This window comes from Rhizocola hellebori (assembly GCF_016862955.1).
GTDB classification, from domain to species: domain Bacteria; phylum Actinomycetota; class Actinomycetes; order Mycobacteriales; family Micromonosporaceae; genus Rhizocola; species Rhizocola hellebori.
The window spans coordinates 16945-28426 of record NZ_BONY01000113.1 but is presented as its reverse complement, the minus strand read 5'-3'; the positions used below and the strand labels follow the sequence as shown (position 1 = coordinate 28426).

The following is an 11482-nucleotide window of genomic DNA, read 5'->3' as shown; positions in this document are numbered from 1 at the left end:
ACGCACCAATCTCACCCTTGCAGCAGGCAGCCCACCTGCCAGCGACACTCACGAAGCCGTTGCCTCATCACGACTTCACTCCCCGCGCCGCAGCGGAGGAAATCCTAGATCCTGACCGACCGACGCCGCATGGAAGACACCCATCGCGGCGGCTTCGCCATGCCCGCCGGCATACGCCCGTGCCAGAAACCGGCAGCAACGTGCGCTATCCAGCGCCAAGCCCTCCGCCCGCAAGCCTCCCCGCCCAAGCTCGCCCCATGCCAGCCCTCCCGCGCCTAAACTCGCCGCACAAGCTCGCCGCACGCAAGCTCTCCGCTCCAAGCCCTCCCCGCGCACGCTCGCCGCGCGCAAAGCTCTCCCCACCAAGGCTCGCCACGCACGCTCGCCGCGCAATCTCGCCGCGCGCAAGCTCTCCGCGCAAGTTCTCCGCGCAAGCCTCCCCAGCCAAGCTCGCCGCCATACACGCTCGCCGCGGCCAAGCCTCCCCGCCCAAGCTGGCCGTGCAATCTCACCGCGCGCAAGCTATCGCGCAAATGGACCAAGCTCTCCGCGCAAGCCCTCGGCAACCACGCTCTCCCCGCGCAAGCCCACCCAGCGCCTGCCGACTGCCTGCTCGCAGGGGCGCGGCGCGGCGCCGCGCCCCTGCGGTCGCCGTGCCACTCAGGTGAGCTGGGTCGGGTAGGTGTAGAAGGTGCCGCGGTTCACTGCGCCGCTGGTCAGCGTTACCTCGACCTCGAGTTTGCTGAAGTACGACGTGTAGTACTGGATCGGGCCGGTGGTCGAGACCGGGCAGTCCATGATTGGGCTGGTGTGGGTGAGGCAGTAGTGGGCGCCGACGTTCGCCCCGGGGAGGGCGGGGGTTCCCTGGTAGATCCGCGCGGTCATTTCGATTTCGAAGATGTCGGGTGCGGGGTTGGCGCCGTTGCGGCAGGACACCCGCCAGGTGCCGGAGAGGATCAGGCTGGCGTTGACCTGCGGCTGGCTGACGCTGACGTTGCAGTAGGTCGAGGCCTGGATCGTCGCACCGCTCGAGGTGCGGGCTGGGGCCGAGGTCTGCTGGGCCAGCGTGATGACTCCTGCGCCCGCCACCAGTCCATCGCTGGAGGGTTGGGCGGTGCCCGCGCTGGCAGCGCCAGCGGGCGCGACCACTGCGGCGAGTAGCCCGCTGGCCAGCGCCAGTACTGCGATTCGAATCCTCATGAGGGGTGCCTCCGAATTTGTCATGCATGAATGGGATTGGCGGCGTCAGCAATCGAGATGCATGCATGCTAGGAACGACGTCTGGACGGGTGCTGGACGGCGCTGGAGCGTGACTGGAAGGCCGACCGCTCAAGGGGTAAGTCGAAGTGCCCCCAACCGCTGAGGCTGGGGGCACCTTGCTGTTACTGGAAGGTGAGGTGGTCGATGGTGATGGTGGAGTTGCCGCCGTACCAGAAGCCCATGGTCAGCTGGGAAGGCGAATTGCGGTTGATGCCGTTGGCCGCCATGGGAATGCGGATGTCCTGGTAGCCGGTCGTGATTACCGGGTGGGCGCCGCCGTCGAGGGTGAAGTCGGCGAAGGCCTTTGTTGCGCCGCCTAGGCCGAGGTTGAAGTGGGTCTGCTCTCCCCCGGCTGCGCCTTTGACGCGAATGACGAGGTAGGTGTAGGCGTTCAGGTCGACGCCGACGTCGGAGCCGAACCAGCCACAGTTGTTGTAGCGCAAGCTAAGCGCGCCAGCCGTGACCACGCCGGAGCCGCCGCCGTCGAGGAAACAGTTGGCCCCGGTCCACTTGCCGAGGTCGTTCTGGAATGCCGACGGATAGGCAGGGGTGCCGTCGAAGTTGTCGAGGACCAGGCCGGCTGGTGGCTGTGGCGTCGCGTCGGTGGCGACCGTGACCGTGTTGCTTGCGGCGGAACGGTTTCCGGCCGCGTCTCGGGCTTTGACGGTGTAACTGTAGGCGGTCGAAGCGGTCAGGCCGGTGTCGGTGAACGAAGTTCCCGAGGGGCTGCCAACCAGAGCGGATCCGCGGAAGACCTCGTAACCGGTCACGCCGACGTTGTCGGTGGCCGTGGTCCACGACAGCGAAACAGTGGTGTCGGTCTTGCCCGAGAAGGATAACGTCGGTGCGCTGGGCGCGGTGCAGTCGCCCGAACATCCGGTCGTGGTGGCCGACACTGTCGCTGACGCCGCGGAAACGTTGCCTGCCGCGTCCCGCGCCCGGACCAAATACTGATACGTCACGCCGGGGGAACGGCCGGGGTCGGTGAACGTGGTGCCGGTCGGTGAGCCGGCCAGAGCACCGTCACGGAACACCTGATATCCGGTGACACCCACGTTGTCGGTGGAAGCCGCCCACGACAGCGAAACACTGGTGTTGGTTACTCCGGTTACGGAAAGAGCCGACGGGGCTGAGGGCGCGACGCAGTCACCCGTGCACGCGCCGACGGTGACCGAGGTCGACAGCACGTTGTAGCCCTTGGCCGCGTCCCAGGTGCCGGTGTTGGCCAGCCGCACCGAGTATTCCGGACGGGGCTGCAGGCCAGCGTTCGGATCGGGTAGCCACAGCGCAAGCCGATAGGTTCCCGCGACGGCGTTGCCGGGCACGGTGACGTTTGTGGTGAGGGTGCTCGCGCCGGCCAGCCAGGTGCGGGGGTCGACCGAGGCAACGGGCAGGTTGTAGCGCTGGGTGCCGTTGTCGAGCACGAGATAGACGGGACGGGTCTTGATGAGCCCGGACCATCCGTCGTTGGTCAGGTGTGCGGTGAGGCTGAGACCGCCGCCGGGCGCGACCGTGGTCGGGAAGGTGGCGTCGAGCAGCCGTAGCCTGTACCCAAGCTTGCGTTTGATGCGTACGAAGCAGGTTTCCGCGGGGTCGCTGCCGCTCGCGGCGAGGTTGGCCGCCTTCCACTTGTCCGTATTGACGGCGGCGTAGTCCTCGTTGATTTCGGTGAAGTTGAGCTTCTGCATCTCGGTCTGCGCGTTGACACAGGCGGCGTCGTTGTAACCGTCCGCGCCACACGTTTCCCCGCCGACCATTTTGTTGTGCCCGGCCGAGGTCGCCAGGTCATACATCCATTGTTTCTTCTGCTCGATGTAGTACCAGCCCATCCAGGACGGGTTGTCATAGGTACCCATATCGTTGTAGTCGGCCAGGAAACAGTCGTTGTGGAAGCTGATGCGGTCCTTTTGCGCCTGGGTCAGTGTGCAGCCTCCGGGCACGACGCACGAGGTGGGATCGGTAACTTCCTTGATATATATGGGGTAGCGCATGGCCAGCGGGATGGTGGCCGGTGTGGTGTCCGCGATCTTTTTCATTATCCGGTACCGGGCAGGCGCCTCCTCGACCGAAGAGGGGTTGGTCAGCCCGCCGGTGTGCCATTCGCCCCACGCGCCCAGATATCCGGTCTCCAGATGCAGGACAACGTCGGCGTTCGCGGTGATCACCGCGTTGAGCTGGCCGATGTGGCTCAGGATCTGCGCCTCGTCAACGCTGACGTAGCCGTCCCAGGTGTAGGCGGGCCGCAGCACGATCTTCAAGCCGGCTGCTCTGATCGCCGCCAGCCCGGAGGTGAGATTGTCCAGCAGCGCCTGCGGCAGGGGCTGGGTCCGGTATTTGTCGAGGTGCACGTAACTGTGGATCAGCGTGTTGCCGTGGGACTTGGCCCGGGTGAAGGTCCGGTCGAGCAGGTCGGGATTGAAGCCGGGAATGGTGGCGGCGTTGACGTAATCGTTGACCGCCGGATCGTTGATGATCTCGTACCGGTTGTGGTAGCCGCGTTCCGGGTTCGCGAAAGCGGTGCCGAGATCGGCTTGGTAGGTGACGGTGGCGGCCAGCGCGGGCGCGGCGCCTACCCCCACCGCTCCCAGTCCGGCCAGCAACGCCGTCGCGGTGAGCAGCCGCAAAGTGCGAGTGGGCATGATGCCTTCCTTGTTCGGGACGGAGGAAGGCCGCCTGGTTGGGGCCAGGCGGCCTTGGTGCTATTGGAACGTGATGTGGTCGATGGTGATGGTCGAGTTGCCGCCGTACCAGAAGCCCATGGCCAGCTGGGACGGAGAGTTGCGGTTGATCCCGTTGGCCGCCATGGGAATGCGGATGTCCTGATAGCTCGTCGTGATTACCGGGTGGGCGCCGCCGTCGAGGGTGAAGTCGGCGAACACCTTTGTCGCGCCACCCAGGCCGAGGCTGAAGTGGGCCTGCTCTCCCCCGGCCGCGCCCCGGATCCGCACGACCAGATACGTGTAGGCGTTCAGGTCGACACCGACGTCGGAGCCGAACCAGCCACAGTTGTTGTAGCGCAAGCTCAACGCCCCGCCAGTCACCACGCCCGAGCCGCCGCCGTCGAGGAAGCAGTTCGCGCCGGTCCATCTGCCGAGGTCGTTCTGGTTGGAAGACGGGTAGGCAGGGGTGCCGTCGAAGTTGTCCAGCACCAGCCCAGCCGGCGGCTGCGGCGCCGCATTGGTGGTGACGGTGACGGTGTTGCTTGCGGCGGAACGGTTTCCGGCCGCATCCCGGGCTTTGACGGTGTAACTGTAGGCCGTGGAGGCGGTCAGGCCGGTGTCGGTGAATGTGGTTGCCGAGGGGCTGCCGACCAAGGTGGATCCGCGGAACACCTCGTAACCGGTGACGCCCACGTTGTCCGTGGAGCCGGTCCAGGAAAGCGACACGGTGGTGTCGGTCTTGCTCGGCGAGGACAGCGTCGGCGCGCTCGGTGCCGTGCAATCGCCCGAACAGCCGGTCGTGGTGGCCGGCACCGCAGCCGAGGCGGCTGAGATGTTGCCGGCCGCGTCGCGCGCTCGCACCGTGTACTGGTAGGTCTGGCCCGGCGAGCGGCCGGTGTCGGTGAACGTGGTGCCGGTCGGTGAACCGGCCAGAGCACCGTCACGGAACACCTGATAGCCGGTGACACCCACGTTGTCGGTGGAAGCCGCCCACGACAGCGAAACACTGGTGTTGGTGACCCCGGTTACGGAAAGGCCCGACGGCACCGAAGGTGCGGTGCAGTCACCCGAGCAGGAGCCGACCGCCATCGCGCCGAGGTTGACCCAGCCGTCGGTGCCCTGGTTGGAGTTGGCGAACGACAGCGGAACGGCGGGACGCCACTGATCGATGATCCAGTCGGTCAGCCTGCTGGCGGCGGGCCGGGCGCGCAGAACTGCCGGGGTGACCGCCTCCAGCGGGTTGCGGACCTTCAGCACCAGACTGTAAGAACCGGCCGCGACACCGGCCGTGCTGAGGTTGGCGGAGAAGTTGACCGGACGGCCGAAGTCGCGGTAGGTCGGGTTCGCGCCCACGTTCCAGTCGGGGAAGGCCCGGATCGTCAACGGCTGCACCTGGCGCAGATCCCAGGTCGTGTCCCAGGTTTTGACGATCGCACCGGAGGCGTCGCGCAGCCCGACCACCGTGGTCCACGGGTAGTAGAACGGTGCGACGCCGTTGTTCTGCATGGTGACGCCGACCTTGAACGTGCCCGAAGCGGTGGCGTTGAAGTTGGCCTGCGGGATGTGCAGGTTGTAACCCATCTTGCGGACGCCCGCGGCGACCAGCGGATCGGTGGGGCTGTACCCACCGGCGCCGGTCTGGTTGATCATCCAGGAGATGTGGCTGAGCTCGGTCGCGGCGAGGACGTCGTCGACCTGCCCCGAGCCGCCGGGCCAGTTGGCGTAGAGGCTGCCCTGGATCTCGGGGCGCGCCTCACCACCGATGGACTGGGTGATCCACCTGTTCTCCGTCCCGGTGTTGAGCTGCAACTGCAGGAACGCGTCTTCCCAGCCGTTCATCGATACGGGCAGGGTCATGCTCTTGAGCTGGCCGCCACGCCACTCCTTGTAGGGCCAGGAGTCGTCGTGGAACCCGATGTTGGCGGTCTCCGTGCCCGCGAGCGGATAGCGCACCTCGAGCTGGATGTTGTCGAAGGCGGTGTCGTAGGCGCCGATGATGGTGCGGATGGTGGCGTCGGTGGGCATCAGGTTGGGGTACCCGTCGGCCAGGTCGCGGTCATAGGGCCAGGTGTGCCACTCGCCCCACAGCCCGACCAGGCCCAGCGACATGAACCCGACCCGCGGGTCCGCGGTGCCGCCGGGACCGGCGCGGTCGTAGCGCTGGGCGAAAGCGTTGATGAAGCTGACGAGTGCGGCGATGACGTCGGGATCGTCGTAGTCGGGGCTGACCGTGCCCCAGAAACCATTGGTGCGCAACGCCATCCTGCCGTTCAGGCAGGGCGGGATGCCGTTGCCGGGATGGGTGCCGCTGCCTCCTGGGTACTCGACGTAGAACCGGAAGGCGACCTGGCGACCCCAGACGGCGGCCTCGTCGAGCGCCTTTTCGAAGACGCTCCAGTCAAAGACGCTGCAGCTGTTGGGATCCTTCATCACCTCGTTGAGGGCGAAGTAGCTCCAGACCAGCCCGCCGGGGTACTTCGACGACAGGTTGTCGCCCGGGAACAGGTAGGGGGCAAAGCCCTTCAACGGCTGCCCGAGAGCGGCATCGGCGTAGGAGTAGGTGTGGGTGGCCAGGCTGGTGTCGGGGCCGGGCCCGGCGGGCGGGCGCGCGGGCGGACCCGCCGGAGCCGCCTGCCCACTGGTGGACACGAGCACGAGGGTCATCGCCGCCGCTGTGGCGGCAAGCAGCTTTCGTAAGGATGGCATGAACCGGGTTCCCTTCGGGACGAGAAGGTGTGGGTTAGCGCCGTTATCGGGTGGTGACAGCGCCGATGGTGAGCCAGCCGGAGTGGATGTTCTGGCCGTTGTTGGCGAACCGCAACGGGATGCCGTTGGGCAGCGGGTTGGCCACGCGCATGACGATGTCGTAGCGGCCGGCCCGCAGGCCGTGGGTGTCGATGCGGGCCGAAAGCTGCGCGGGATCCTGGCCGGGCTGAATGCCGGCCACGGACCAGCCGGTGTGCCAGCGCCTAACGATGCGGCCGCGGCTGTCGACGGCGGCCAGCTCGGCGCGCCAGTCGTAGTAGAACGGCGCGGTGCCGAGGTTGGCCACGCGCACCGAAACCCGCTCGCGCGACAGCGCCGCCTCGGTGACGGTCAGCTCGTAACCCAGCGCCTTGGCCGCGTTCAGGGCGCGCTGGTATTTGTCGCCGGTGAAACCTGCCCCGGCGAAGGCGGCGTGATTGATCAGCCAGGAGGCGTGGGTCTGCGCCACGGATTGCGGGTAGTCCTCGTACTGGGGGCAGCTGATGGGCTCATCCCAAAGGCAGGACTGGATTTCGGGGCGCAGCTCGCCGCCGATCGGCTGCTCGCGCCATTTCTCGGTCACGCCTTCGTCGATGAGGCGCTGCACGAAATGCCATGACGTCGGCGGCAGGGTCTCGAAAGCGAACGAGTCGTCGTGGTACCCGACAGATAGATTTTTGTTCTCAGGGCTGGGATAGCGGGCCAGCAAGCGTGTCTTGGCGAAGGCGGTCTGGTAGCGGTTCAGGATGGCGGTGAGGATGTCGGTGCTCGGCATCCAGTTCTCGGGCTGGGTCCAGCCGTCGTAGGGCCAGGTGTGCCACTCCCCCCAGAAACCGATCAGGCCCAGGGTGAGGAAGCCGATGCGCGGATCGCCGTCGTAGCGGCGGCCCAGCGCGGTGATGAAGTTCTCCAGCGCGGAAACCAGCCGCGAGTCGCTGTAGTCGGGAGCGACGCTGACCCCGTTGTTGCCGAAGTCGGGGTAGGGGCGCGTGAGCAGGCCCTGGTCCAGCAGGTACTGCGGGATGCCGGTGGGCTTGCCCGGATAGTCCAGGTAGAACCGGAACACCGCCTGGTGCCCCCGCGAGGCGATGGCGTCGAGCTGGCTTTCCATTGCGGCCCAACGGAACTGCTGCGGCCCGGTCATCACGTCGCGCAGCGGCAGGTAGAACCACTCCATGCTGTGCGGGAAGGTCTGGTAGCTACCGGCAAAGGGCAGGAAGCCTTTGAGGGGGTTGTCGGCGGGCGCGGCGGCGTAGGACAGCGGTGTCCACTGTGGACCGCCGGCCACGGCGGGTGTCCCCGCGGTCAGGGTGAGGGCCGCCAGCATGACGACGCCAAGGGCTCGTAAACGTGATTTCATGTCGGTCTCTCCGAGGGAAGTCGGGCATTTCTCGGGATGGTTGGTTTCGGGCACGCTGCAGCGCTGGCCCGCCAAGTTCATATCGGCGCTGGTAGGGGGACTTTCGCGACAGATCTTGGCTTGGTTACCCTCCACGGCGTTACCGAAGCAATACGAAGAGGTGTTGACAAAATTTCGAAGGTCTACATCATTATTCGAAGGCGGGGCGGCTGGCAAGAGCCAACCCGGACACCGGAGCAGAGGCGAGGATGATCTCGACAAAAAGGCGCGACGACCGCCGCGCGGCGTGGTGGTTCCTGCTGCCCGTGCTGGCTGGGTTCGCCATCTTCTACGGCTACCCGGCCGCACGTGGCATCTGGTACTCGGTCACCGATTACTCGATGCTCAACACGCCCTCCTACGTCGGCGTGGACAACTATGCCAAGCTGGTGCGCGACGACCAGTTCTGGAATGCGCTCCTGGTCACGGGCTGGTACGTGATCCTCAACATCGGATCACAAACCCTTCTGGCCCTTGGCATCGCGGCACTCATGCACCGGCTGACCCGCTCGGTGGTGCTGCGGGCGACGCTGCTGCTGCCCTGGCTCGTCCCCAACGTCACCGTTGGCCTGCTGTGGTTGTTCCTGCTCGACACCAACCTCGGCTTCGTCAACCACCTGGTGCGCGCCTTCGACATGCAGCCCATCGGCTTCTTCACCGATGCCACCTGGGCGATGCCGTCGGTCGCGGCGATCAACACCTGGGCCTATACCGGCTACACGGCACTGCTGCTCTACGCGGGGATGCTGCAGATCCCGCAGTACCTCTACGAAGGCGCGTCGATCGACGGCGCCGGCGAGTGGCGGATGTTCCGCCGGATCACCCTGCCGCTATTGCGCCCAGTCCTGGCCCTGGTGCTGGTCGTCTCGCTGATCGGCTCGTTCCAGATCTTCGACACCATCGCCGTCACCACCCGCGGCGGCCCGGTTTCGGCCACCCGCGCCATCTACTACTACATCTACCAGCAGGCATTTACCTACTTCCACATGGGTTACGCCGCCGCCGCGGCGATCTGCCTGGCGCTCATCCTCGGCGTGCTCACCGCGATCCAGATGCGCCTGCTGCGCGCCTCTCGCTCGGACCTGGCGTGAAGGGGCGAAAACCATGACCCGTAAGCAGTTGAGCGCCGGGCGTGTGCTCGGTTGGCTGGCCATGACGGTGGTCGTGGTGGCGACCGTCTTCCCGTTCTGGTGGATGGTGCGCACCGCGCTGACCCCGGCGGCGGATCTGTACACCGACAACACGAGCCTGCTGCCCGACCACCCGACTCTCATCAACTTCCTGCGCGTGCTCGGTTTGACCACCGAAGCGGAGGCCCGGGCCGCCGGCGGGTCGGGCGCCCGGCTCAACTTCGCCGCGTACCTGCTCAACTCGATCATCTACTGCGGCCTGATCGCGGTCGTGCAGACCCTTTTCTGCGCGATGGCCGGGTATGCCTTTGCCCGGCTTCGTTTTCCTGGACGCGATCTGGTCTTCGGCATCCTCATCGCGGCGCTGATGGTGCCGCCGATCTTCACGCTGCTGCCCAACTTCATCCTGGTCAAAGACCTTGGCCTGATCAACACCATGGCCGGCATGGTGGCCCCGACGATCCTGATGACACCGTTCGCGGTCTTCTTCCTGCGCCAGTTTTTCCTTTCGCTGCCCCGCGATGTCGAGGAGGCGGCCATCCTCGACGGCAATGGGCCATGGGGCATCTTCTGGCGCATCGCCTTGCCGATGAGCCGCGGCCCGCTGATCACCATCGGGCTCACCACCACCGTGTGGGCCTGGAAGGACTTCCTGTGGCCGTTGCTGATCGGCCGCGGTGAGGACAACCGCCTCGTCACCGTCGCGCTCGGGGTCTTCCTTCAGCAGTCACCCAACACCCAACCGGACTGGACCGGGCTGATGGCCGCTTCGACGCTGTCGGTCCTGCCCGTGCTCGTGCTGTTGCTGTTCGTGGGCAAGCGGCTGGTCCAGTCCCTGAACTTCACCGGAAGCAAGTAACACACCCTCCCACCTGAGAAAGAAGGATCCGATGAACCGCATAGGCAGGGCTGGGGCGGCGTTGCTGTCCCTGGCCGTTGCGGCCGGGTTGGCCGCTTGCAATAAGGCCGACGAGGAACCCGGCGGGGCCGTCACCCTGAACTACTGGCTGTGGGACGACAACCAGAAGGCGTCCTACCAGCAATGCGCGGACGCTTTCCACACCGCTAACCCGAACATCACCATCAAGATCACGCAGTCGGCGTGGGGTCAGTACTGGGCGGGCCTGACCACCCAGCTCGCCGCGGGAGACGCTCCCGACGTCTGGACCAACCAGGGCTCCTACTACCCGCAGTTCGTGACCTCCGGCCAGATCCTCGACATCCAGCCCTACGTGACCGCTGACAAGATCGACCTGACGCAGTACCAGGGTGGCCTCGCCGACCTGTTCACCAAGGACGGCAAGCGTTATGGGCTGCCCAAGGACTGGGACACCATGGCGATCGTCTACAACACCGATCACCTCAAGGCGCAGGGCATCGACGCCGCCAGCCTGAAGAACCTGACCTGGAACCCCACCGATGGCGGCACCTTCCAGCAGGTCATCGCGAAGGCCACGGTCGACCAGAACGGCAAGAACGGCCTCGACCCAGCCTTCGACAAGACCAAGGTCAAGATCTTTGGCTACCTGCCGGAGTGGGCCGACGGCTCGCAGGGCCAGAACGGCTGGGGCAACCTGGCCGTCAGCAACGGTTTCACCTATCTGGACCAGAACCCTTGGGGGACAAAGTACAAGTACGACGACCCGAAGCTGGCTCAGGCCATCGACTGGTACAAGTCGTTGATTGCCAAGGGTTACAGCCCCGCGCTGGACAAGGCCTCCACGGTCGGCCGGGAAGCGCTCATGGACGCGGGCACGGCGGCCATGACCGTGGCCGGTTCGTGGACCATCAACACCTACCTCGGTTCGTCGGCGAAGGTGAAGTTCGCCATCGCACCGCTGCCGGCCGGGCCACAGGGCCGCAAGTCGGCGATCAACGGTCTGTCGGACGCGATCTGGACCGGCACCAAGCACAAAGATGAGGCCTGGAAATGGGTCAAGTTCCTTGCCTCGCTCGACTGCCAGAACATCGTCGGCGGCAACGGCGTGGTCTTCCCGGCCATCAAGTCCGCCAGCGAGAAGGCGCTCGCCGCGCACAAGGCCAAGGGCCGCGATGTGCAGGCCTACATCGATGAGGCGACGGCGCCCAACGGCACCTTCTTCCTGCCCATCACCGAACACGGCAACGAAATCAGCCAGATCGTGCAGGACGCCATTCAGTCGGCGGTGCTCGGCCAGACCGACTCGGCCACGGCGCTGAAGAAGGCCAACGATCAGGTCAACGCCCTGTTCAAGAAGTAGCCATCCGCAACTGGCGGGCCGGGGCCGCCCGGCCCGCCACATCGCACA

Annotated in this window: 7 protein-coding genes; 3 read left to right on the top strand and 4 right to left on the bottom strand. The window is 66.1% G+C overall.

Features of this window, described 5'->3' with window-relative positions; all coding sequences use genetic code 11:
- Positions 1-660: 660 nt before the first annotated feature.
- The 4 genes from Rhe02_RS45000 to Rhe02_RS44985 all read right to left on the bottom strand — a co-directional run bounded on the left by Rhe02_RS45000 (position 661) and on the right by Rhe02_RS44985 (position 8025).
- Complete coding sequence (locus Rhe02_RS45000) at positions 661-1200, bottom strand: hypothetical protein (protein WP_203914695.1); 540 nt, start codon at positions 1198-1200, stop codon at positions 661-663.
- 182 nt (positions 1201-1382) lie between these two features.
- The gene (locus tag Rhe02_RS44995) at positions 1383-3899 is read right to left on the bottom strand and encodes a DUF4832 domain-containing protein (RefSeq protein WP_203914694.1); all 2517 of its coding nucleotides are present in this window, start codon (positions 3897-3899) and stop codon (positions 1383-1385) included.
- A 60-nt stretch (positions 3900-3959) separates the two neighbouring features.
- Positions 3960-6626: a fibronectin type III domain-containing protein gene (locus Rhe02_RS44990; protein WP_203914693.1), complete on the bottom strand. Its 2667-nt coding sequence runs from the start codon at positions 6624-6626 to the stop codon at positions 3960-3962.
- 43 nt (positions 6627-6669) lie between these two features.
- A complete protein-coding gene (locus Rhe02_RS44985) occupies positions 6670-8025 on the bottom strand; it encodes a DUF4832 domain-containing protein (protein WP_203914692.1) in 1356 nt (451 codons plus the stop codon).
- 248 nt (positions 8026-8273) lie between these two features.
- Here Rhe02_RS44985 and Rhe02_RS44980 point away from each other — a divergent pair, with 248 nt between their 5' ends.
- Genes Rhe02_RS44980 through Rhe02_RS44970 form a run of 3 tightly spaced genes read left to right on the top strand, consistent with a single transcriptional unit; the run spans position 8274 to position 11434 of the window.
- Positions 8274-9155, top strand: a complete 882-nt coding sequence (locus Rhe02_RS44980; protein ID WP_203914691.1) for a carbohydrate ABC transporter permease — start codon at positions 8274-8276, stop codon at positions 9153-9155.
- 13 nt (positions 9156-9168) lie between these two features.
- Positions 9169-10053: a carbohydrate ABC transporter permease gene (locus Rhe02_RS44975; protein ID WP_203914690.1), complete on the top strand. Its 885-nt coding sequence runs from the start codon at positions 9169-9171 to the stop codon at positions 10051-10053.
- 31 nt (positions 10054-10084) lie between these two features.
- Positions 10085-11434, top strand: coding sequence for an ABC transporter substrate-binding protein (locus Rhe02_RS44970; RefSeq protein WP_203914689.1), 1350 nt, complete (start codon positions 10085-10087; stop codon positions 11432-11434).
- Positions 11435-11482: the final 48 nt, after the last annotated feature.

What these genes read in the sequence shown, in the direction of transcription:
- Rhe02_RS44985 (WP_203914692.1), bottom strand. Translation starts at nt 8,025, where the DNA reads ATGAAATCACGTTTACGAGCCCTTGGCGTCGTCATGCTGGCGGCCCTC.
- Rhe02_RS44995 (WP_203914694.1), bottom strand. Translation starts at nt 3,899, where the DNA reads ATGCCCACTCGCACTTTGCGGCTGCTCACCGCGACGGCGTTGCTGGCC.
- Rhe02_RS44990 (WP_203914693.1), bottom strand. Translation starts at nt 6,626, where the DNA reads ATGCCATCCTTACGAAAGCTGCTTGCCGCCACAGCGGCGGCGATGACC.
- Rhe02_RS44980 (WP_203914691.1), top strand. Translation starts at nt 8,274, where the DNA reads ATGATCTCGACAAAAAGGCGCGACGACCGCCGCGCGGCGTGGTGGTTC.
- Rhe02_RS45000 (WP_203914695.1), bottom strand. Translation starts at nt 1,200, where the DNA reads ATGAGGATTCGAATCGCAGTACTGGCGCTGGCCAGCGGGCTACTCGCC.
- Rhe02_RS44975 (WP_203914690.1), top strand. Translation starts at nt 9,169, where the DNA reads ATGACCCGTAAGCAGTTGAGCGCCGGGCGTGTGCTCGGTTGGCTGGCC.
- Rhe02_RS44970 (WP_203914689.1), top strand. Translation starts at nt 10,085, where the DNA reads ATGAACCGCATAGGCAGGGCTGGGGCGGCGTTGCTGTCCCTGGCCGTT.